16 protein-coding genes are annotated in these 25,279 nt (G+C 34.7%); 7 read left to right on the top strand and 9 right to left on the bottom strand.

Translation table 11 applies throughout. From position 1 onward, the window contains the following. Positions 1-20: 20 nt before the first annotated feature. The 7 genes from B0E44_RS08910 to B0E44_RS08880 all read right to left on the bottom strand — a co-directional run bounded on the left by B0E44_RS08910 (position 21) and on the right by B0E44_RS08880 (position 12,510). Entirely contained in the window at positions 21-1,343 is a 1,323-nt protein-coding gene (locus B0E44_RS08910) for a family 43 glycosylhydrolase (RefSeq protein WP_254423273.1), read from the bottom strand. 65 nt (positions 1,344-1,408) lie between these two features. Continuing rightward, a complete protein-coding gene (locus B0E44_RS08905) occupies positions 1,409-3,352 on the bottom strand; it encodes a glycoside hydrolase family 97 protein (RefSeq protein ID WP_124019311.1) in 1,944 nt (647 codons plus the stop codon). A gap of 277 nt (positions 3,353-3,629) precedes the next feature. Then, a complete protein-coding gene (xyl3A, locus tag B0E44_RS08900) occupies positions 3,630-6,224 on the bottom strand; it encodes a xylan 1,4-beta-xylosidase (protein WP_077373223.1) in 2,595 nt (864 codons plus the stop codon). 53 nt (positions 6,225-6,277) lie between these two features. Next, positions 6,278-7,858 carry a glycoside hydrolase 43 family protein gene (locus B0E44_RS08895; protein ID WP_077373220.1) on the bottom strand — a complete coding sequence of 527 codons (1,581 nt, stop codon included), beginning with the start codon at positions 7,856-7,858 and terminating at the stop codon, positions 6,278-6,280. A 10-nt stretch (positions 7,859-7,868) separates the two neighbouring features. After that, positions 7,869-8,828, bottom strand: a complete 960-nt coding sequence (locus B0E44_RS08890; RefSeq protein ID WP_077373217.1) for a glycoside hydrolase family 43 protein — start codon at positions 8,826-8,828, stop codon at positions 7,869-7,871. An 84-nt stretch (positions 8,829-8,912) separates the two neighbouring features. Beyond that, positions 8,913-10,040: a glycoside hydrolase family 43 protein gene (locus tag B0E44_RS08885; protein ID WP_077373214.1), complete on the bottom strand. Its 1,128-nt coding sequence runs from the start codon at positions 10,038-10,040 to the stop codon at positions 8,913-8,915. A gap of 16 nt (positions 10,041-10,056) precedes the next feature. After that, complete coding sequence (locus B0E44_RS08880) at positions 10,057-12,510, bottom strand: glycoside hydrolase N-terminal domain-containing protein (RefSeq protein ID WP_077373211.1); 2,454 nt, start codon at positions 12,508-12,510, stop codon at positions 10,057-10,059. Positions 12,511-12,986: 476 nt separating this feature from the next. On the opposite strand from B0E44_RS08880, the gene B0E44_RS08875 reads away from it, so the two are divergent. The 6 genes from B0E44_RS08875 (at position 12,987) to B0E44_RS08850 (ending at position 21,467) form a co-directional block, all read left to right on the top strand. Continuing rightward, positions 12,987-13,652: an NUDIX domain-containing protein gene (locus B0E44_RS08875; protein ID WP_077373296.1), complete on the top strand. Its 666-nt coding sequence runs from the start codon at positions 12,987-12,989 to the stop codon at positions 13,650-13,652. A 494-nt stretch (positions 13,653-14,146) separates the two neighbouring features. Further along, a complete protein-coding gene (locus B0E44_RS08870) occupies positions 14,147-15,727 on the top strand; it encodes a Na+/H+ antiporter (protein ID WP_077373208.1) in 1,581 nt (526 codons plus the stop codon). A gap of 76 nt (positions 15,728-15,803) precedes the next feature. Then, entirely contained in the window at positions 15,804-16,862 is a 1,059-nt protein-coding gene (locus tag B0E44_RS08865) for an AraC family transcriptional regulator (RefSeq protein WP_077373205.1), read from the top strand. Between the two features lie 319 nt (positions 16,863-17,181). Next, entirely contained in the window at positions 17,182-18,408 is a 1,227-nt protein-coding gene (locus tag B0E44_RS08860; RefSeq protein WP_077373202.1) for a hypothetical protein, read from the top strand. 14 nt (positions 18,409-18,422) lie between these two features. Next, positions 18,423-19,433 (top strand): hypothetical protein, encoded by a 1,011-nt coding sequence (locus B0E44_RS08855; protein ID WP_254423272.1) that lies wholly within the window; start codon positions 18,423-18,425, stop codon positions 19,431-19,433. A 576-nt stretch (positions 19,434-20,009) separates the two neighbouring features. Beyond that, positions 20,010-21,467, top strand: coding sequence for an NAD(P)/FAD-dependent oxidoreductase (locus B0E44_RS08850; RefSeq protein ID WP_077373293.1), 1,458 nt, complete (start codon positions 20,010-20,012; stop codon positions 21,465-21,467). 182 nt (positions 21,468-21,649) lie between these two features. On the opposite strand, the gene B0E44_RS08845 is transcribed toward B0E44_RS08850, so the two are convergent. Next, positions 21,650-23,029 carry a Gfo/Idh/MocA family protein gene (locus B0E44_RS08845; RefSeq protein ID WP_077373196.1) on the bottom strand — a complete coding sequence of 460 codons (1,380 nt, stop codon included), beginning with the start codon at positions 23,027-23,029 and terminating at the stop codon, positions 21,650-21,652. A 535-nt stretch (positions 23,030-23,564) separates the two neighbouring features. On the opposite strand from B0E44_RS08845, the gene B0E44_RS08840 reads away from it, so the two are divergent. Beyond that, positions 23,565-24,215 (top strand): sugar-binding protein, encoded by a 651-nt coding sequence (locus B0E44_RS08840; protein WP_254423271.1) that lies wholly within the window; start codon positions 23,565-23,567, stop codon positions 24,213-24,215. A 5-nt stretch (positions 24,216-24,220) separates the two neighbouring features. On the opposite strand, the gene B0E44_RS08835 is transcribed toward B0E44_RS08840, so the two are convergent. Next, on the bottom strand, positions 24,221-25,279 hold a 1,059-nt coding region (locus B0E44_RS08835; RefSeq protein WP_371594751.1), incomplete at its 5' end, for a substrate-binding domain-containing protein.

Here is a 25,279-nt window from a genome sequence, read left to right as displayed (position 1 = left end):
ATTGATTGATTTTATTATAATTACTGTTCAAATTTTATCCAATCGACCTCAATCTGATTATCATCTTTTGATGAAATAATCAAATTTTGAATCCCTGATTCCGTTTTTAATAACGGTGTTTTTATTTCTGTCCAATTAATTCCCTTAGGAATAATCACTTCAGCAATAACCGTTTGTTTTTTTCCTTTAACAGCTATTTGAAGTACTCCTCCTTTTTCTGAAAAAGCTTTTACTGTGACTGATTTTAATTTTTTTTTTCCAAAATCAACATTATTGTACTGTATCCAGCCTCCTGATTGATTGAAAGTTGTTTTCCAGCCATTAAAAGTATTGAGGCTGTCTAGAAATGAAATTGAAACTCCTCTGTCATTTATTTCAGAATATCGGTCAATTTGAATTTGATCTGTTGCTTTTGTAATTCCAATTCCTCTTAAAGTAGGAGTGACTTTTTGAATGCTTCCATCTGGATTGAAATGCAAATAATCGGCTCTGATTGATCTTGCTTTATCAAACTGAGGAGACAAATCATTATGATGATAAAACAAATACCACTGCTTTTTAAATTCTATAATCGAATGATGATTGGTCCAGCAGCCTGAAGGTGATTCATCCATAATAACACCCGCTACTTTGAATGGCCCTAACGGATTATTGCCTGTTGCATATTCTAAACGTTCAATTTTGTTCTCGACATGAGGATAAGTCAGGTAATAAATCCCGTTTCTCTCAAACATATACGGCCCTTCTTTTAATCCTTTGGCAGGCAGATTCTCAAGAGTTTTTACCTCAGAATCTAATTCGGTCATGTTTTCTTTTAATTTGGCCACAAAAATATTTCCTCCAGACCAATACAAATAAGCCTGTCCGTCTTTGTCAATAAAAACATTAGGGTCGATTCCGCTGACACCTTTTATCGGATTAGTTTCTGGTATATAAGGACCTTCAGGTTTATCAGCAATTGCTATACCTACCGCAAACCCTTTTTTATAATTAACCGTATCTTTAGGAATACTTGGAAAATAGAAATAGTACTTACCATTTCTTTGTATACAATCCGGAGCCCACATGCTATAACTGTTAGGCTTAACCCAAGGCACTTTATTTTGTTCGACAATCATTCCGTGATCTTTCCAATCAGTTAAGTTGTCCGAAGAAAACACATGATAATCTTCCATACAAAACCAGTCTTTGCGTCCTTTTCCTTCTGTTGCAAGTATATCATGAGACGGAAAAATATAGACTTTATCCCCAAATACCCTAGCAGAAGGATCGGCCGTAAACTGATCTGTAATAAGCGGATTTTGAGCAAATGAAATCGTGTTAATTATAAATATTAACGCCATTTCGATTTTAAAAATACAGGTTAGATTCCTCATTATATTTTAGTTAATTAAAATAAAACTGTCTCTTAATTGACCATTAGCACTCCTCCATTACAAGGTATTGTCAATTGAACCAACTGGCTTTTATTAATTTTTAAAGTGCTTATTTTTCCATTCAATTTTACATCATCACTGTACTGCTTTAATTCCGTACCAGCAGTAATCATTGATAATTTTAAATTAATTTTCAGTGTTTCTTTTTGAGCATTAACACCTGCTATATACCATTTTGTGCCTTTGCGACGGGCAAGCACCACATATTTACCTGGATAACCGTCTAAAAAACGAACTTCATCCCAAGTTGTCGGTACTTCTTTCATAAAGTTAACAGCCCAATCCGGAGCATCTGTCAAATTATTTGGTGCCAAAGCAAAATGCTGTACTCCGCTTTGAAACAATACGGCTGTAGCCAAAGCAAATACATCCGAAGTCATTCGTTTTGAACCTTTATTAGGCGTGTTATCAGCATTATAAAATTTATTCAAAGCGCTTCCTCCAAAATCCATGCTTCCAACCACGTTTCGGATAAAAGTATGTATAGAGGCATTCGCTGCTTCATTATCACAGCTTCCCTGACCAAAATGTAAATTTTCGCTCGCAAGAACAGCTTCGCTTGCTGCATAATTTGGATACATTCGTTCCCAGCCTCTAGGTAAAGTACAGCCATGAAAAATAACCATGATGCCAAAATCATTCGCATCGGCTAAAATGTCTTCGTACAGCTTCATTGTTACCTGTTTGTCTCCGCCAAAAAAATCGACTTTGATTCCTTTAACACCAATGCTTTTCATCCAGGCCATTTCCTTGCGGCGGATGATGCTATTATCCATAATTCCTCTAGGACCTTGGGGAGCATCATTCCAATACCCATTAGAATTGTACCACAAATAAAGTCCTACTCCTTTACTTGCGCCATATTTAGCCAGTTCGGCAATTTTATCTTTACCTATTTGTGTGTCCCAAAGCGCATCAACTAAGATGGTTTTATATCCCATAGCGTTACTAAAATCGATATACTGTTTTTGAACTGGAAAAGTGGTGTTGTTATCCATTTTCATAATCCAGCTCCATGAACCTTTTGTATATTGGTATTGTTGAGAAGCTTCGTATTTTGGTTTAACCAAATCAAACGGAATAGTTGTTTCTACAATTGGAGCCAATGTTTCCCCTATAGTAATTGTTCTCCAAGGTGTTTCTCCCGGCAATGGAATACCTGGAGCAGTAGTTCCATTTCCATTATTTTCACCCTGCATTGGGAATCCTATTGTGTATAGACCATTATCATTGCCTATAAGTCTGCTGCCACAATAGTTGCTGTCCACACCGGTTTCAGAGATTAATACCCACCCATTGGTATTTACTTTAAAAAGACATGGAAAAGTATATCCATTTCCAATTCCATTTTTTCCCATTGGAGCATCAACGGTATAGGACATTTCATAACTTGGCATTGTTCTCGCAAATCCAACCATTGACTCACTCTGAGGACAAAGAAAAGTAGTTGTTCCTTCAGGCAATAAAAAACCAGAAACTTCTTCCTGCACTACACAAGAACGGTCTTCTTTTTGCGAATACACTTTATACTTAAAAGCTGCATTATTATTACTTGCCCTAAAAATTACATCAATAGCTTTTTTTCCATCTTTGGTAAAAGAAAATACAGCCTCGTTAGCCACATAATGCACTTTGCTTTGCTTTATATTGGGTAACTCATACGTTTCATCAATTTTATTTTGATTCACAGTAGTTTCTAAAGCCAATCCCGATGCAAAATCACCGACATTCGTTTTTAAACCCAGCGGGGAATTTTCTAAAAAAGGTTTCCCATTGTAAGCAACACTATAAAAAGGTCTCCCATTGTTTAAAGAAACTGATACTTTTAGTTTTCCGTCAGGGCTTTCAACAATCGATTGTGCTTTTAAAGCAAAAAAACTGAACAGACAAAAGCATAAAATATATTTGATCCTCATAGTTGATTGGTTGTTAATTAGCATAATTTTTTATATTTATTTAATCCGTTGGGTGCAATAATTTTCAACACATAGAAACATAGATTTTGCAAACTTAAAAGTAGGCGTTTCACTTATTTATAACACACATAGCTCTCTATGTGAAAGAAATGTATTTCTTTTTTTTTGCAATCTTTTAATACCTAAAATCTATGTTTCTATGTGTTAAATAAAATTTTCATGAATTACACCCAGCGGCTTTATTTTATTCTAAAGAAAGGCATGATCTTTCTCTGTTTTATTGAATTGAAACTTTGCTCATTTTTAAATCTTTAGCATCTGAACTATTTCCATAATAGACTTCATACTCACCTGAAGTTACCTTCATTCCTTTTATATTTGAATCATAAAATTCAAATGAAGACGCTGGTAAATCAATAGTAATATTTTGTTTTTCTCCCGCTTTCAGATTGATTCGTTTAAAAGCTTTCAATGTTTTTAAAGGACCGTCGGAATCATTTAATTTTCGAACATATATTTGGACAATCTCTGTTCCTTCACGCTTGCTTAAGTTTTCTATTAGAAAACTCAATTGCGTATTTTCATTCGGTTTTATAGTTGTCTTGTTCAATTTTCCTGTTTCAATATTAAATTTAGAGTAACTCAATCCAAAACCAAAAGGAAACAACACATCTGTAGTGTATCGATAAGTACGGTTTTTCATTGAATAATCTTCAAAATCACCTAATATCTCTGAGTTTTTATAAAATGAAACAGGCAGTTTTCCTGCTGGATTATAATCTCCAAAAAGCACATCGGCAACAGCCTGACCTCCGGATTCTCCCGGATACCATGCCTGCAAAATGGCATCACAGCTTTCTGTCTCAGGCGTTAAAGCTATAGCGGAACCCGAACAGTTTACAAAAATTACTTTTTTGCCTGCAGCTTTTAATTCTTTTAAACATTTTCTCTGCACAGCTGGAAGCTCAATATTAGTACGGTCACCGTCTTTAAAACCAGGGTATGAAACCGGCATTTCTTCACCTTCAAGCAGAGTTGAAAGTCCGCCTACAAAAACTACTGTGTCAATGCCTTTTAATTTTTGAATCAATTTGCCAAAATCAATATCAAATCCTTTTCCAAAATCGAATTCAAGATTCGCCTGCCAATTGTTTGACTGCGCATAAAGAACTTCGATTTTATATTTTTTCCCGGCTTCTACAACAAATGGAATATTAGCAGGAACTGTACGCCAGTTGTTGCTTTTTGAAATTGATTTTCCGTTCACTACTAATTCGAAAACACCCGTAATACCCGTTTTAAAAACAAGAGTGTCATTTTGCTTAGCTAAATATTCTGCTTCATATTTAGCTGAAAATCCTTCCAGCTTAACTCCTGAGGCAAATTCATGCTGACCCGCAGTAGTCATTTTTATAGGATTAACAATCTGCTGCGATATTACGCTGCCCCCCTCTCTATTTAGATTATTCCAATAAGTAGCTTTCATTCCTTTTTTACCTTCAAATGAAATTTGGTCAAAATAAGTCTGGGTTACTTTATCTTCTACTAAATCACAGGCTTTATCATAAAAGAGTTTATTTGCATTTATTTTGGATTCAATTCCGTCTTTTATTGTAATCGTTCTAACTGGTGTTCCATTATAATTCCCCCATAACATAGGCTCATTATCAGCATTTGGTCCTATAATTGCAATTTTGCTTGTTTTTTTATCTAAAGGGAGAACATCGTTTTTATTCTGCAGAAGTGTCATTGACTTTTGAGCCATTTCTAATGCTAACTGCTGATGTTTTTTATTATTAAGAACCGAGGCTGGAATTTTTGTCCAAGGCACTATCGCATCATCATCCATCTCACCTAACTCGAATCGGCCTTCTAAAACACGAAGCAGACTTTTATTAATATCCGATTCTTTTATTAAATCTTTTGCAACAGCTTGCGGCAGTTCTTTAAAAGGATATTTTTCCCAAACACATTCTACATCTGTTCCTGCAAGTACAGCTTTCGAAGCTGCATGTACCGCATCTGATGAAACTTTATGAGTAGTGTAAAAATCCGTAACGGCGCCACAATCTGAAACAACCAAGTACTTAAATCCCCATTCATCACGAAGAATACGCTGTAAAAGTCTGGTATTGCTGCAGCAAGGCTCATCATCCAGACGCTGATAGGCACACATCACCTGTCTTACATCTGCATCTTGGACTAAGGCTTTAAATGCCGGCAGATATGTTTCGTATAATTCTCTTGGATTTATATTATTCAAATTCAATTCATGTCTGCTCCATTCTGGGCCTGAATGAACAGCAAAATGTTTTGCACAGGCTAAAAGCTTACGGTATTTAGCATCGGCTGGACCTTGCAGACCTTTCACAACTGAAATTCCCATACGGGAAGTTAGATAAGGATCTTCACCATAGGTTTCCTGACCGCGTCCCCAGCGGGGATCTCTAAAAATATTTACGTTGGGAGTCCAAACTGATAGGCTTAAAAAGCGTTTATTTTCATTACCGTTTTGAATCCACTGGTTGTATTTAGCTCTGGCTTCATCAGATACCGCATCAAATACGCGATAAACAAACTGATCGTCAAATGAGGCTGCCATACCAATAGGTTCTGGAAAAACAGTTACATTATCATTATTTGCATAGCCATGCAATGCCTCACTCCACCAGTTAAATTTTTTAATTCCAAGTCTTGGAACAGCATCGGATTGATCACACATCAATGCAGCTTTTTCTTCGAGTGTTAATCTTGAAATTAAATCCTTTGCCCGTTCTGTAGAACTAAGAGAGGGATTTTTATAAGGTAACTGCTGTGCATGAACACTAACTATTGAAAACAAACTTATAAGGAACAGATAACTAATTTTCATTGCTTTATATTTTTAAATTGCATTTAAATAGTATTTTTTTGACGAGAAGGCAACTAATTCGCTTTTGAAATTTTATCATCAATATGGAAATAATCAAAATCTGCAAAACCGCCTGTATTTTTAGTAGCATAGTTAAACAAACCAAATCGATACCCCATAAAATGAGGAAGTGTATAAGGCAGTTTTATTGTGTTTCCTATGCTGATCCATTTTTTTCCATCAAGACTGTAATAAAATCTGCCCGCATCTGCATTGTCTTTAAAATCACATTCTGCTTTGAAATACACTTTATCTTGATTTAAAGCTACACTTGCAATTTCTTTTGGAATTCCTTTTACAGCATCAATCATTACAATTTTTTTAGAGCCTCTTTCAATTTTTACAGCTATCAATCCATATTCCTTTTGAAGCAAAGAAAGTCCTGCTAAGTCACCTTCTTTCATTTTAGAAACTTCTACAAGTGTTTCCCCCAAACTTTCCGGTCCAAAAGTTCTTTGTGTGAGTGTATTTTTAGCCTGAACAAAACTGCTGTCTATTCTGGCTGTTTTTAATCTTAAATATCCTTTTCTTTCTTTGACAGACCAAAGTGAATTATCTGGGTTGTGATTCCATTGCCACACTAATGGCAATTCTTTTTCTTCGCTTTTACGTGTAAAATCATCAGAATTAACAATATTAGGAATAAGACCTTTGCTGGCTGGCAGATCAAGATTCTCTGGCACTTTGCCGTTATTGCCTAATATTGGCCAGCCATCTTCCCATTTCACAGGCACTAAATAAGGAATTCGCCCTACACCTCCAGCATCTCTAAATAAATAAGAAAACCATTTTCCATCCGGAGTGTCGATAAGTCCGCCTTGTGCAACACCTAAATCCTGTAAGCTGATTTTTCCTTGCCAAGGCCCTGAAATGTTATCGGCTCTGTGTATAACTACGGTGCGCATCCCTCCTTTTGGCCAGCAAATATTAAATAAATAATATTTGCCTTTCACCTTAAAAAGCTGAGATCCTTCAGAATTCAGCATAATATTGTTTCCAGCTGGAGCACTTGCATTTTCTATTAAAACTCTTTTCGTTTCTTCTTTAACTGCTGAAAGATCATTATTCAATTCAATAATTTCAAGTTTTCCAGCTCCCCAAATCATATACACTTTGCCGTCATCATCAAAAAAAATGGAATGATCGTGGTAAGAAGTATTTAAAACAGTTTTTTTCCAAGGACCTTTTTCTAAATTTTTTGTAGAAAAAATGTATGTTTTGCCAGTTGTTCCAGAAAAAGTACTGACATAATATATTCCATTATGATAGCGCAGACTGCTCGCCCATGAACCTCTGCCATAATCATTTTTGACATTATCTAAATTTAGCTTATCATCATTATCCTCCAGTGTTTCATAAGCATAATTAATAAGTTTCCAATTGACTAAGTCATTGGATTTCATAATGGGTACACCCGGATTCATGTGCATTGTGGTGCTGCTCATATAGTATGTACCGCCAACTCTAATTATGGATAAGTCAGGTACATCAGCATAAATCACAGGATTTTTCGCTTTATTTTCCTGTGCATAATTATTAGCTACAAAAAAACTAACCAGCATTATGACATAAAAAAAGGTGGATCTTATTTTCATCTTCGTATTTTTATTTAGCCGCTTTTACGCCTTCTTTAGTCTGAATGATTTTTTGAATAGTTCCATCTAGATTGTAATACATATAATCAATACAAATAGAACGTCTGTAACTTCCGCCGGTAGGAAGTGCACCATTGTGATACATAAAATAGGACTTCCCTTTAAAATCTACAATGCCTGGATGAGTTGTAAAACTATTAGGAACATTTTCCTGAATTATTCCCTGATAGGTCCATGGCCCTGTAATTTTATCAGCGGTACAATATTCAATCATTTCTGGTTTAGTTCCAGCACTTGCATACACCAAGTAGTAGAGATTTTTTCTTTTGTACACCCAAGGCCCTTCTATATAATTCTTAGGTTTGAACGTATTTATCTCTCCTTCAGTTTCAATCATATTCTTTTTTAGTTTAATCCATTTACAGCTTGCGTGTCCCCAAAAAAGATAGGCCTGTCCATCATCATCAATCAAAACAGACGGATCAATATCATCCCAGGAATGCTTGTTATCGGTTGTCATTTCATTTGTAATCAAAGCTTTACCTATAGCATCTTTAAAAGGGCCTGTAGGACTATCCGAAACCGCTACTCCTATTGCAGCCCCTCCCTTACTATTATTATCTGCCTTATGAAATGTGGATACAAACCAATAAAACTTACCTCCGCGTTCCACACATTGTGCTGCATAGGCATCTCCTGTTGCCCATGAAAAAGTTGACGGGGATAAAGGAGAACCATGATCTTTCCAATTCACCATATCTTTAGAGGAATACACACGCCAATCAGGCATTTTGTAATTTGTATCTTCGGTAGTAGCTCCATCATGTCCAGTATACAGATATACAGTATTTTTATATACTAATGGAGCTGGATCTGCCGTAAAAACATCCGTTATTATTGGGTTTTGAGCATGTAATGTATTTGCTATTGCAATAATCACAAGGGTTGTTAATATACTTTTGAATTTCATAATTTATTTTATTTTAATTGCTAACACTCCTTTTTCAGTTTGTATTACTTTTGAATACTACCATCTGAATTATGTATTAGAACTTTATTTATTAATTGGTACAATTTGTTCTGTCCAAGTAGGCTCTTTTATATAAAACATCCCATTTGCATAGTGTACAGGTTCAATTCCCATTTGAGGAAATTTTTCCCATTGCTGAAAGCTCTGGCTATATGGATATGGTCTTTTTTCGTCCATAAAATAATGGCAGGATGTCCATAAATTTCCATCAGGACCTATAAACAGTGCATTATGACCGGTTTCCTGATAAGGATCCTGAGTATCTGTAAACTTCAAATGATCGTAACCGCCACTGACAGCTAATTCTGGACGATACCCTTTTTTTCGGGTACCAAAAATTGGCTCACGAGATGCCAATTCCCAAGGCCCAAGCGGTGATTTTGATTTTAAAAGCCCTACTTCATAACCTCGTGTCCAGCTGGAGAAAAACATAAAATAAGTACCCTCTTTTTTAATAACAAAAGGTCCTTCGATACCACCAATCATCCACTCAGGATAACCCGGCTGTTTTTTATCTAAAAATTTCTCAATTGGTGTCGATAATTTTCCGGACTTCAGATCAATTTTAGCTTGAAAAAGACCGTTACCACTGCAGTACAAATAAGTATCGCCATTATCGTCTTCAAATAAAGTGGAATCATTATTATACTGAGGAGTCAATGGGCCATTAACTAGTTTGTAAGGTCCTGTAATTTTATCTGCAGAAAAAAGCCAGATACTATGCGTGTTCATGCCTTTAGGATCTTCTTTGGTTACTTTTCCGCTGTTAACCGTAAGCCAATATTTGTTTTGAATAAAATGAATTTCGGGTGCCCAAAAACGGCCGTTATAGGGACAATCTTCAGGTAATTTACTAGCATCAATTAAGTAAGAATGAAATTTCCAGTTTATCATATCATCAGAAACTAAAAGCTTAACACCCGGATTTGGTCCTGTCCATATAGGATTGGAAGTCCCTGTAGCATACCACTTATCCCCGACTTTGTTGATCATATAATCCCGCATGGAAAGAATAGAATCTCTAGTAATAGGATTGGTATATTTAAAAACTTTTCCAGTGACATTTGTTTTTAATTCTTTGGCTGGATCATTTTTTTGAGCAAATGAAGCAACGGTTAAAATAAAAAACAATAGAATAAATTGGTTTCGCATAATGTTTTTAAAGAAATTATTTAATTACAAAAGTGTAGATCTTACCTTTTGCAGTATTTAAATCATATAAATAAGTTGGTTTTACATCTAATGGCTTTATAGCAGCTTCCTTTGATATAAGTGTTTTTTTGATCTCCTCAACCTGATAAAACACATTTGTATTTTCTCCTGATGCTATTTTCAGATTTTTGCTGTTCTTAAGAATAATTTCATTTGGAGTTCTCAATCTTAAGTTTCCGCCGAGATTAGACTGAATGTTTACAGCAACTACTTTTCCTTGTTTCCAGATCAGCTCCTTAACTTCAAATCCGCCACGAGCTCTTAATCCGCTTATATTTCCATCTTTTAATACATCAGGTAATGCAGGCAATAAATGAATTGCTCCATCCGAACTTTGCATCAGCATTTCGGTAATTCCGGATGTACAGCCAAAATTCCCATCAATTTGAAATGGCGGATGCGCATCAAATAGATTATTATAAGTTCCGCCTCCGTCCGCATTAACTCCAAGCGGTGTCAGCTGATTTTGAATAAGTGAATAAGCATGATTTCCATCCTGCATTTTTGCCCACCAATTTACTTTCCACCCCATACTCCATCCTGTAGAAACATCGCCTCTTTGCAGCAGGGTATTTTTTGCGGCAGCAAAAAGCTCCGGAGTTCTGTAAGGCGAAATCTGGTTAGAAGGATAAAGACCGTACAGATGAGAAATATGGCGGTGATTATCTTTTGGATCATCTGCATCATCAAGCCATTCCTGCAATTGATTGTATTTACCAATCTGCATCGGTGGAAGCATTTTTCTCATAACTCTAAGACTGTCGGCAAAATCTTTATCTTTTCCCAATACTTCTGATGCCTTTATAGCCGTACTAAACACATCGAACACGATTTGATTATCCATAGTAGAGCCAGCTGTCATAGCAGAACCTTGATGTGCTTTAGGCGAATTTTCAGGTGAATTCCCCGGAGCTATAACTAACCAGCCATTTGCAGAATCCTTTACCAAAAAGTCGGAATAAAAAACTGCAGCACCTTTTAGTACTTCATATACTGATTGAAGATATTCTTTATCGCCAGAATATAAATAATGTTCCCATAAATGTTGACTTAACCAACCACCACCTGCATTCCAAACTCCCCAAGTTGCACCATCAACCGCCCCGTTAATTCTCCAGATATCAGTATTATGATGCGCCATCCAACCTCTGGCTCCATACATCACTTTGGCTGTTTCCTTACCAGTTTCTGCAAGTTCCTGAATCATTTTTAAAAGAGGCTCATGCATTTCGGACAGATTTGTTTTCTCGGCCGGCCAATAATTCATCTCAGTATTAATATTTATAGTGTATTTACTGTCCCAGGCTGGCTTCATGCTGTGATTCCAAATTCCCTGAAGATTAGCTGGCTGACCTCCTGGCTGTGAAGACGAGATTAACAAATACCTGCCGTACTGATAATATAGCGTCACGAATGAAGGGTCTAAAACATTCCTAAAATTTGCCAGTCTCTTGTCTGTTGGCAATTTAGCTTCTTCTGAAGAACCCAAATCAAGCTTAACTCTTTTAAAATATTTTTGATAATCAGCAATATGAGCTTTTTTCATCTTATCAAAATTTTTATTAAATGCTTTATCCAGGAAAGATCTTGCGAGTTTATTTTCGTCTCCGCCAATGTTTTGATAATTAATAAAATTGGATGCAATAGAAACATATATCGATACCGAATTTGCTTTCTCTATTTTTATTGTATTTTCCGTTGCATTTATACTTCCTCCTTCTGTTTTGAATTTGGCAAGTGCATTAAATTTAACCTTACCTTCTACTCCTTCATGATCACTTGTAGTTCCCCAAAGCGAGAGTTCATTATTGTTATTGATCGTAATTTTTTGCTTCTTATGTTCTGATGTAAAACCTGCGGTAAAAGATAATTGACCCTGTTTATCAGCAGAAAGCCTAATAATTATTACTCTGTCAGGAAAAGATGCAAATACCTCACGGGTATAAGTAACTCCATTTACTTTATAAACTGTTTTTGCAACAGCGTTTTCTATATCCAGTTCACGATAATAACTAGTATAATTTTGCTGATCAGGAAAACTTAATTCTAAATTCCCCACAGGCTGAAACATCTGTCCGTGCGATTTTTTAGTAATTATATTTTCATTAATTAATTTTTCGGCATTTTTATATTCACCTTGAAAAAGAAGCTTTCTTATTTCATTCAAAGCATTTTTTGCACTGGGATTATCATTTCTATTGGGACTCCCACTCCAAACAGTACCTTCATTCAATTGAAGAATTTCTTTCTCAACATTTCCATAAACCATTGCTGCCTGAAAACCATTCCCGATAGGCAGTGCATTTTCCCACACCTTACCAGATGGCGTATCATACCATAGTTTAAGATACCTATTCTCCTGTGAATACCCTGAAACCCCTAAAAACAAGAATATTAAAATAATTTTCATTGTAAATAATTGATCTAATTCTTAACTATACAAATAATCCTTCTTTGCAATCTCATCATTAGGTTCTGAACCGTATTTATTAAGTAAGCAACTTCAAAAAACTTCTCAAAGTACCTTACCATCAAATTTTGACTTTTCAAGAAAACTATTAATTAGCAGGTGAATCAGCAAAAAAAACTACATAAAAATACAGTATCTTAAAAAAAATCATAAATGCAAGCGATTGTGTAAAAATATAGCATTTTTTTCAAAGTAAAAATAAATAAGTGTGTTTTGTACAATTATTACATTTTCAGCAAAAAAAAGGAATAAATTCAATTATTAATATAGTCATAGTGACTACTTATGTAAGTTTTTAATATTTTTGCTATAATAAATTAAGATGAATTCTGATTATATCATACAAAAAAGCAAATCTAATTGTGGCAGAAAGCAAAAAAAACAACAAGCTCGACAATAATGATACTACATGGGTAATGCGAGACATAACCATTGACTGTGTAGTATTTGGGTATGACAACGGAAGCCTTAAAATACTCCTTGTACAGCATGGTGAAGGAGTGTCTATAGGCCAATGGGGGCTTCCTGGAGGGTGGATAACCGAGAAAGAACATATAAAAGAAGCCGCGTACAGACTGCTAAAAAAAGTTACAGGACTTGACAACATTTATCTCAAGCAGCTAAAAGCATTCGGTGCTCCCGACCGTTATCCCGAAGCGCGAATTGTCACAATAGGCTACTATGCCGTAATCAAACGCACAGACTACAACATCACAGCCGGAGACAATACATCTGACGCGCAATGGTATAGCATTGGAGAACTGCCAGAATTGGCATTTGATCACAGTACTATTTTAAAATATGCTATTAAAAAGCTTCGAAAGAAAGTCAAAAAGGCACCTATAGGTTTTTCTCTGCTTCCAAAAAAATTCACCTTGCTTGAACTTATGCGTTTATATGAAGAAATTTTAGGGTATGAAATGGACAAACCTAATTTTAGACGTAAATTCTTGAATATGAAACTACTTAAGACCTTGCCAGAGAAACAGCAAAATGCAAAATACAGAGCTGCCCAGCTTTATGAATTTGACCCTGAGATTTACCAAAAACTGACTAAAAAAGGATTCAGTTTCGAATTTTAACGGTGAATCGTAAGTTCCAGTCGGTATGCCAATATTGAGAAAAATAGGTGGCCTATTTTAAACACATTACTGAAAGATAAGGTCAAACCAATCACTCAAAACATCATCAGATAAATAAAAAAGCTTTTTTACATCGATTTTAATGTTCTTAAATCTCAGGTGGAGCGAAAAGGTTTTAATAGAAAGGAATCATAAAAATTGTTTTTTATGATTCCTTTACTTTTGCAATACTTACAATTGCGTATTTACAAACCATAAACGTTAATACTGCATCTTTTGCAGTACATTAGTTCTTTATCACAATTCTTTGGTGATTCAACAAAATAAAAGACAAGCAAGTCTGCTGAAGACTGCAATCAATTAAATTTGACTAATTTAGCCAAAAATCGTTTTTTTGATACTTAACACTATCAGTCAAAAAGCATTTTAACCGAATGTTCACTCCAACAGAATACCGAAGCCCAAACCAGAAACTGCTTTAAAAAACAAAACGAATGCTTGAAAATTTTCCTTTTTATCTTGGTATATTGCTCGTTATTTTATTGCTGATTATGTTGGCTAATAAAATAAAAGTAGCTTACCCTATACTATTAGTTCTGGCGGGTTTGGTTATAAGTTTTATACCTGGCATACCTATAATAAATATAGAACCTGATCTGATATTCTTTATTTTCCTGCCTCCGTTACTTTATGAAGCAGCATGGACAGTTTCCTGGAAAGAAATGTGGCGCTGGAGACGCATTATAACAAGCTTTGCTTTTGTGGTCGTTTTTGTATCTGCGCTTTCGGTAGCATTAGTTGCCAATTATGTTATTCCGGGATTTTCATTGGCATTGGGATTTGTGCTAGGCGGCATTGTTTCACCGCCAGATGCTGTAAGTGCAGGTGCCATTTTGAAATTCGTTAAAGTTCCAAAAACCATTTCGTCGATTTTAGAAGGTGAAAGTCTGCTGAACGATGCCTCATCCTTAATCATTTTTAGATTTGCAATGATTGCTGTGGCAACCGAGCAGTTTATATTTCACAAAGCCGCAGTGAGTTTTAGCTGGATGATTGTTGGCGGTGTTTCAATTGGTTTACTGATTGGCTGGATTTTTATGAAAGCGCATAAATACCTGCCGACTGATGTGAATGCAGACAGCGTGCTGACATTGCTAACTCCTTATATTATCTATCTCGCTGCCGAAGAGGTTCACTGTTCCGGTGTATTGGCAGTTGTGAGTGCCGGCTTGCTTTTGTCTAATAACAGACATCGTTTTCTGAGTAGTAGATCCCGAATTCGGGGGGTAAACGTCTGGGAAAGCTTTTGTTTTATTCTTAACGGATTTGTTTTCATGCTGATAGGATTAGATCTACCTCAAATCACCAAAGGACTGGAAGAAGTGAATATTAGCATTCCTACAGCAGTTGGATACGGCGTGCTGATTACGATTGTTTTGATTGTCAGCAGAATCCTGTCTTCGTATGGTGCTGTAATTGTAACACTCATTGCCCGTAATTTCATCAAAGTAGCAGACAGCAAAAATCCGGGATATAAAGTGCCTTTTATACTTGGCTGGACGGGAATGCGCGGTGTAGTCTCACTGGCTGCAGCATTATCTATACCTGTCTATCTCAATAACGGCAACGGGTTTCCGCAGCGTAATCTAATCCTGTTTATCACTTTCATTGTTATTCTTTTGACCTTATTAATTCAAGGATTAACACTGCCTTATTTTATCAAAAAAATTCTAACCGATAATGACGACGATACCTTATCACGAACTGAAGTTTATAATAACGTTCGACAGGAATTAGCTGAATTTGCAACACATTACTTAAAAACCAATTATGGTGATCAAGTGGAAAGCAATCCTTCACTACAGCATCTTATTTTGAAATGGGAACAGCACAGTAACGGAATCGATGACGAATCAATTGGTGAGGATCTTAAAGTTATTTATCTGGATTTATTACATCAGCAAAGGCATTGGCTTATCAATAAAAACAGAGAAGATCAAAGTCTTGACGAATCAATTATAAGAAGACAAATGCATTATTTAGATATTGAAGAAGAAAAGCTGCGGTATCTTTAAAGACAATTAAACAATAATTTAATATTTCAAAAAATAAAGCAAATATTCAAGAGCACTTTATTTTATAGTTATCATCATGAATTTAGACAATTGGCCAAAACATATTCATAAATACCTTTTTCTGCTAAAGGATGATTTTTTTCAATTACCCTATTTATACAATTCTCCTCAATCGATGATAGAGGGACTCAAAAGCTTACCTATCGCAAAACATAATGTTGCCAGTCAATTTATTTCCGTAACAAGTGCCATATATAAGGCATGCATATATTACAGGAAAATTGAAAAAGGTTTATGGGTTTTATTGACCAATATGAATATAAAGCAAAACATTGTAACAATATCAAGCTATGATGAAAACACTTTCAATGATTATTATTTCCTTAATTTAACTCTATTTCAGCATAAATTTATTGTCAAAGATTCTCAGCAAATATCACTTTTAAATACTTCTTGGACTTTTAATAAACCCTATACGGAGGTTCCTAATTATTTTTATAAACAGACCGATGGCAAGATTATCAGTTTTGCAATGAAAAAAGACTGGGTAAAAAAATTGCTTTCTTCAAAAAAAATAATGGAAAGAAAGACTATCATTCAATTCTTAAACAATAAACGAGGCTTTTATAGATGGGTAGATATTAGTCCTGATACTCATGGTTTAGCAAAAGACTTATCCGAAATTATTCAGAACGGAAACAACCTAAATTTTGACCATACAGCTCTAAGGAAAAAAAGTACACTATTAATTATTGATTTTTTTAAAAACGTTTCAAATGACAGCCGTTTTTTAGATAATATATCTTTAAGTAATTTAGACTACAGCAATGCCGCTAAGGCGGAAAAAATAATCATGAATAATCTGCATTTGCCTTTTCAGGGCATTGAATATATTGCAAAAGAGGTTAATACTTCTCCAACAAAACTTAAAGCAAATTTTAAAATTATCTACGGATTTTCGATGTTGAATTATCACAAGGAAAAAAACATGCTATTTGCTAAGCAATTAATTACAAATCCTGAAATCAACATAAAGGACATTGCAAATACAACTGGATATAATTCATCCAGCAGATTTACCGCAAGTTTTAAAAAACGGTTTGGAAACTTGCCATCAGAAGTTCGTCAACATTAAAATTTCGCTTTTTTTTATTTTTTCTGGCTGAATTAATCTTATTCTTTATTTAATCGTACATACCTAAACAACTAGTAAATATTGAATATTCAAAACTTTAAGCATTAACAAATGTTATATTTTAAAGGTTTTTTATTTGAATTAATTGCATTCGAGCAGTAATTATAAATATGTCGCATTTGACCATACAAAGTTTTTTCGATTATTTATTTTTGCAAACTTATTTTTACTTAATTATTAAAAATACACCTACAAAAAACTTAATAACTAATAATCGATTAAAATCAAAGCACTAAACCCCAAATCTGAATTAAATCATATGAAAAAAAACAATTATTTTTTTGCACTTTTTGCCTTATTAGCAGGTATAACTTTTGGGTGCAGCGATCAGGAAACCGAACGTGATTTGTATCAGCCCAATTATCAGGCTAGCATTGATGCAAGTGAATTACCAAAAGGAAATCGGCCAATGACCATGTTTGAAGATGACGAAAGTCCTTCAAAAATGTATAACAAAACAGATCGCTGGTTCAGGGTAAATCAACCGCTGCAAGTAATTCAAAAAGGAAAAGATTCAGTACAAATTTCGCTGTATTCGCCTGTAGGATTAACGAATGTAAAAATCTATGCTAAACTGCCAAATTATGAAAAACGATTTTTGATTTACAATTTTACTAAAATACCGGCTTTTCATCGGTCATTTCATAAAATCCCGCTTACAGAAGGAAAGAATGATTACGAACTCGAAACAGGAAATACAGTAACAATTGATCAAATTGAAGGTTTCTCCTCTGGCGCAATCGAGTTTTCGGTTGAATCAAGTGATCCTTTATTTCAGAAATTCAAAAAAATAAAATCATCTCATTTAGTTCAATTTAGCGATTCCTATCATATAAATGAACTTGGCAAATTTCTGCCAATGAATCCAGTTTTAGCAAAAGAAGCAATTACGATGATTATCAATTATTCGTATGCATTGAGTCATCCTGTGTATTATAGCACTTTTACAAATTATGACCAATACAAAAAAGACCAGGCAACTCTTGCTGGAACTGCTGTAAATGGCGCTCTGAATTGGCATGGGAATGCAGATGATGCAAATGGAACTTATGATTATTTTACAAAAGATGAAATTGAAAAAATATACTGGAATTATCTTAACAACCGAACTGTTTATTTAGCAATGGTTGGCGGCGATGCCGCACTTGGTGGTGGCCCTTTGGCATCGCAATGGGAATCTGGATATGTAACAGGACATTGGCTTGGCGAAATGTCAGTTTGGTCGCATGAGTACTCACATCATATTGGTTTTGGCCACAGCAGTAATTTAGCAAATAGCGGTGAAGGAGGCGGTCAGCAGGGAATGCTTACTCATTTTTATAAATATTTAATTTATTTAAATGACCTACCATTTACAGATCCTGAAGTTTTAAAAGGTTGGACAAAAACCAACTATTTAACTGGAACTTACAAGAAACCAGTATTTACAATAAACCCAAAAAATCCATTTTTATTAAAATATAAAGGAGAAGGAAAATGGAATTAATCAATAAAATCAACATGAAAAAACTGTTATTTTTAGTTTTATTACTTTGCTTTTTTACCAATTGCAGCAAAGACAGCTATGATATCGAACCAACCAATTACGATTACTACTATCCAACTGATAACGCAGTAATTACTGCAAAACAAATTGGTGATGGCAGTGGTACATTAGACCCAAAAGGAATTGCAATAGCAAACGAACAATTATATGTATGTAATGGAGATGTTTTAGAGGTTTTTAGCGCAGTCACCCTGGCTCACATAAAAACAATCTCAAGTTATACTAAAGGAAACACTACAATTCCATTAACTCAATTATCATCAATAAGTATTGATAAAGGGCGAATTTATTTAGGAAGCACAAATTCGAGGCTTTTTGTACTTGATGAAAATACCTTTTTAGGAATCAATACAGTTGGAAATGGTCAATGGTGGCAGACTTTTGTGCATGTTTTTGGCGTTGTTGTAAAAGACGGATTGGTCTTTGTAAAAGAGAAAAACAACATCATTAAAGTTTTTGAAACATCACAAATTACTGATACAAGTAATTGGAATTTAACGCCAATCGCTAAATTAAATACCTTAAAAGGAAGTACAGAAATATACTCTATGGACGTATTTTCCGGAAATTTAGTTGTTGCAGGAAGGGATGCTAAAAGTTACTTGTATTATAACATTGCCAATATTAAAACCAATGCGGCAAACTCTTTAATCACACCAATTGAACCAGAAATTCCGCCTTTCTTGAGTACAAAACCTGTTTCTGTAAATTTTAGTACAAACTGGGCGGTAACCACTGAAACTTCGGGAGATTTAAATTATGTAAGTCTTTATTCAAAAGAAGATTTTATCAATCAAAAATACTCCCAAGTACTTAATGCATCCGATATTATGGGACAAAATCCTTTTGGAAATATTGTCAGTACCGCTCAACTTAACGATCGTATTTTCTTGTCCGATAATTCAAATAAAATAATAAGAATCATTAAACTCAATAAATCTACAATTGCTGAACAGAAAAACTAATATTCTGTAATGGTTAATAATTAGATTGTTTTTTGAAGAAGAAAAAGCCTTTAAAACTAAAAATTTTAAAGGCTTTTTCAATTAGAATAGTTTGCTTTATAATTATTGATTGAATTCAGAATAAATAGAAATGCACAGGTGTTACATATAAACCGCCATTATTTAATTTAAAAAAATGACTGTCCGCGAAGAGTACCATGTATATTTTTTTGCCACAGATTAAACAGATTCTCACAGATTTCAGTACCGTTTTTGAAAATAAATCTGTGTAATCTGTTGCTAATTCTAACTGTTTGGTATTAGTTACGGATAGTCATATAAAAAAAACATCCTACAGATTAACTTGAATGCATGCCCTTTTAAAAAAAATCTTGACTAAAATGGTTTGAAAATTATATCTTTGGAGTCAATCAACGGGACAAGGAAGAAAATTCTTCTTCTGTCCCATTTATTTTTACTTTTAACTTTGATAAATATCCAAAGAAAAATTAAAAAAGAAAAAACTACAATTTTACTATATCCTTAAAATGAATCACTTTGCCACAGGCGATCAAGTTCAAGCAAAATAAAGTAGATGTGAAAAAAGCAGAAAATGAAAGTGCTAGCTGGACAGTTTGTCCCGAATGTCAGGGACGCGGAAAAAAAAGTCAAAGGCTCAGCAAGAAAGTGCGACTCCGTTATCAGACAGCACTCAATCAATTTGAAAAGACGAAAGGCGAAGGAACGGCTCCAATTCGCCCTAAGGCGCATCTATCCTTATGTTTGAACTGTTCCGGATCTGGACTGCTTCCTTCTGCCAGCCCACCTACGGCTGATATCGAAAACTATCCGCATGTAGCGATTATTGGGGGCGGTATAGGCGGAGTGGCTCTAGCTGTGGCATGTTTGCACCGCGGAATCCCTTTTACTCTTTATGAACGTGATAACAACTTCGATGCCCGATCTCAGGGATACGGACTCACTCTGCAGCAAGCCAGTAAAGCGATTGAGGGATTCGGTATTTTTTCATTAAAAGAAGGAGTCATTTCTACCAGGCATTTGGTTCATACTACAGAAGGAAAAGTAATCGGCGAATGGGGCATCAGAAAGTGGATGCCATCAGATGTAAAAATGTCACCGAAGCGCACAAATGTGCATATTGCACGACAATCTTTGCGCTTAGCTTTACTTGAGCAACTAGGTGGGCATGAGGGAGTACAATGGGGACATCAATTAGTAAATTATAAGGAATCTGAAAATAAAGGTGTCGATCTGACTTTTCAAGTGAATGGAGAGATAAAAAACTTGAAGGCAGATCTTGTGGTTGGAGCCGATGGTATTCGCAGTTCGGTACGGAGATTGCTTATTAGTGAAGACATTACCCCTTTGCGTTACCTAGGCTGTATTGTGATATTGGGTATTTGTCCTTTGAGTACTCTCGAAAACCTTAACAGTTCTTTATTGGATTCGGCTACTGTATTCCAAACCGCCAATGGCAATGAGAGAATCTATATAATGCCATATACCTCAACCTCGGTGATGTGGCAGCTTAGCTTCCCAATGTCAGAAGAAGAAGCTAAAGCATTAAGCGAGCAAGGACCTCAAGCTCTCAAGGAAGAAGCATGCCTCAGAACTCAATGGCATGATCCTATTCCTCAGATTATAGCAGCAACTTTAGCAACTCAGATTTCTGGCTATCCCGTTTATGACAGGGAATTACTAAAGTCAGAATTGTTGAAAAAAGGCGGTCAAGTGACTCTGATTGGAGATGCAGCTCACCCAATGAGTCCTTTCAAAGGACAGGGTGCAAATCAGGCGCTACTCGATGCACTCTCGTTGGCTCGAAGTATTTCAAGAGGTTGTAAACCTTTATCTCAATGGAGAAAAGTTGGGGTTAGGGAAAGTGTATTAAATGAGTTTGAATCAGAAATGTTGCAACGCAGTGCTACCAAAGTGAAAGATTCGGCAGAAGCTGCACTGTTCCTACATTCCGAAATTGTGCTTCATGAGGGTGATGAACCTAGAGGACGTTGCCTAAAAAAAAAAGAGATATAAAAAAATTTCTTTAAATCATATTTTCAAAACTTGTATTCATCAAATTTTACCTATCTCATCAAAATATTGCCACTCTTTAATTCCATTTATCAAAATTTTAAGTACATCCAATTCTTTCCCAACTAAATACCTTTGGATTTTAGTTGGGAAATCTATTTTAATTGGTTGTTTACATTCATTTTTTATTTAGAAAATTCCAATCCTTTTAATTTATCCCAACCTCCACGGGTAAAATCCGGAATTTCAACTGGAGCAGAATTATTATTTAGAGATGTTTCTGTCAATGGAGCCAAACAAGACCATTCAGCCAAGTCGTAAACATCCATATCCAATGGGAGTCCATTTTGAAGACAATGAATCAAACGGTAATCCATTATAAAATCCATTCCTCCATGTCCTCCAACTTGCTTTGCTTTTTCTTCGATTCCTACCACAATTGGATGTTTGTATTTTTCCATCAAAGCCTTTTTTATTTCAGCAGGAACAAAACTATGGGCATTTAAGTTTTCATGATTTATTTTAATATCAGAACTTATCAACTTAGAATCCAATGCGTATCCTTCTACAGGATATTTATTAGCAAATCCTTTTGTTCCAGTAAGCTGATACATGCGGCTATATGGACGAGGATTAGCTACATCATGCTGAATCTGAATTGTTTTGCCCTTTTCTGTACGAATCATGGTCATGGTATGATCCCCATTTTTAAAATCTTTAATTTCTTCTCCAGTTGTTTCTTTAATGAAAGCTGGAATTCCTACAGCTTTAGTATCCATAGAAACCAAATAATTCATTTTATCTCCACGATGGATATTCAATGCCAAACAAACTGGTCCCATACCATGTGTGGCATAAATATCTCCACGATGTGCTTTATTATAGTCCAAACGCCAATTATTCCAATAATCTTTCCAAAAAGGTTCAAGATTGTGAATATAAGCTCCTTCTGCATGAAGAATTTCACCAAACAATCCTTGTTGCGCCATATTTAATGTTGTCAATTCGAAGAAATCATACACACAATTCTCTAGTTGCATACAATGTTTTCTTGTTTTTTCAGAAGTATTGATTAAATCCCAAATTTCTTCCATTGTCATAGCGCCAGGCACTTCAATAGCAACGTGCTTTCCGTCTTTCATAGCCTGAACGCCAATCAGAGCATGATGCTTCCAATCGGTGGCAACATACACAAGATCCACATTTGGAAGTGCGGTTACTTTTCGCCAAGCATTAGCATCTCCAAAAAATTCCTGCGCTTTTGGAAGTCCAGCTTTCACTAAAATCTGATTCGCTGATTTTGTTCGGTCTTCCAACATATCGCAAAGAGCAACAATCTCTACTCCTGGAATATGTGTCATACGCTCAACAGCACCAGGACCTCTCATTCCCAATCCTATAAATGCGACACGAACTGTAGGCAATGGAGCGCAAGCCATACGCAAAACATCTGTTTGCCCTTTAGAACGTTTTGGACTTGGAGTCTTAATCATTTGTGCCGAAGACGCTAGCCATCCCAATACACAACAAATAGTCAAGATGGATTTAAAAAAAGTAGTTTTCATTATTCTATTAAATTAGTTATTAAAAATTGGGACTTTCCATAATTCGTACCACGCCTTTTTTTGCCACAAATTTCAAAGATTTTATAAGTATTACTAAAAAAATCTGTGGCTATTTTTATTGACTTGGTATTAGTCCCAAACAGTTATATTAAAAATTATAGGCATTGAATACAAACAAAATAAAAATGTCTTAAAAAATTAGTGCAACCTATTAAAACCAATGTTCGTTTTATTATTTCTCAAATGCTTTTTCACAATTCAATCTTACTGATCTAATGGCTTTTATTCTTTTACCTATAAGAACTCAAAAATAAAATTCTGATGTTAAATTTGAATTCAAATCACGAAACTATAGATAACATTTTTATTAAACAAGAAAAAGCAATAAAAATGTTCTCGAACACACAAAAATAAAAATCGCTAGTATAAAACAAAAAACATGACTATTTTGCACTTTATTTCTAATTGATTTGCACTAGAAAAATTAACCAGCTTTCCGTTCCCATAATTTAACAAAGAAAAAAATCAGTATAAAATGAATCAAGAAATAAAAAAATACACTGTTAATTTAATTCCAAAAAAACAATTAATGCTCTCAGGAAAAGGAGATCATTTTTTATGGAAAAATGCAATAAAACTGACCGACTTTTGTTCTCCATGGAATAACGAAAAACCATCAAAAATTATATTCAAAGCACTTTGGGATTACGACAAATTATTCTTCAATTTTACAGTTTTTGACTCAAAAATTCACATTGAAAAACAGGATGACAGCTTTTACAGTATCAATAATTCAGATAGAGTTGAACTATTTTTTAGACGGGACAATTCACTAAATCCTTACTACTGCTTAGAAATGGATACTGATGCACGGTTAATGGATTTTATTGCTTATCCGAATAAAAATTTGGATTTTAGTTGGTGCTGGCCAAAGGAAGATATAGAAGTTAAATCATCTGTAAAAAAAGATTCTTTTACTGTTGAAGGTGCAATTACCATTCAATCCCTAAAAGATTTTAATTTAATCAAAGAGAATAAAATTGAAACTGGAATTTTTCGTGCAAAATATTCTCAAAACAGTAGCGGGAGTTTAGAGCCTACATGGATTACATGGGTAAACCCAAATACAGAAACACCCAATTTCCACATCGCTTCATCTTTTGGTATCCTAATTTTGAAAAAATAAAAACATTATTCAGTATAAAACGAAGCATTTTCAGAATTGACAATATCAATGGGTAAAAGGATCGTATTTGGAATTTGTTTATCAAAAAGAAAAAACTCAATTATTGATGTAATACCAAGATAGATCTGTCTTTTCTGATTTTGATGAATTAAAAAATCAATCACTCCTTGATTCAAATAATTTATATTATTCTCGATCAAATCATATCCGATAATTGCAATTTTTCTATCCTTTTTTTCACTCATAACTTTTGCAATTTGGTAGGCTTTGGAAGTGGAAATAAAGATTCCTGATAAATCGGGATTTTCGTTAAGGAAATTAGTGAAATTGATTTCAATATTCGGATTCTTTAATTTTAAGGTCGTAATAATATAATCCTGATTTTCTTTTTCACTAAAAAAATTTCGGAAGCCCCTCTCCTTCTCCTGCATGTGAATGGCATTCTTTATCGATTCATCAATATGGATAACGGCAATCTGTCCTTTTTTCAAAAGCAAATCCAATAATTTAGCGGCCACTCTTCCGCTTTGGAATAAATCCTGCCCCACGAAACTCTTTATCGAATCGGATTCAACTTGGTTATTAAAGGTATTTACAATGATATTCAGCTCCTCATATTTTTTGATAACATCCAATGATTCTTTGTGGAATAAAGGCGGTAACAAAACAGCATCTGGCGATTTATCCAAAACAGTTTCATTAACTTTCAAAAAAGTTTTTTTCTCTTCAGGATTAAAAAAATAAATTTCAATTGCAAAATTATAGGCTCTAAATTCTTGTGATGCATCTTCAATCCCTTTAATGCACGGCTGCCAATAGGGATCAATTATAGGATCTGGAAGCAATATACAAATGCGATATACTTTATTGTTTTTTAAATTCCTGGCAATGAGATTGGGCTCGTAGTTTATAACATTTAAAACTTCGTTAATCTTTTTTAATGCTTCATTAGAAACTTTTCCTCTTTTATGCAGGACTCTATCAACAGTTCCTTTCGAAACTCCTGCCAACTGAGCAATATCTTTTATTGTATATTTCTTATTCATATTCACAAATATATACGT

The sequence above is a fragment of the Flavobacterium sp. A45 genome (genome assembly GCF_002001005.1).
Taxonomy (GTDB): domain Bacteria; phylum Bacteroidota; class Bacteroidia; order Flavobacteriales; family Flavobacteriaceae; genus Flavobacterium.
This window is presented reverse-complemented; position numbering and strand designations above follow the sequence as displayed.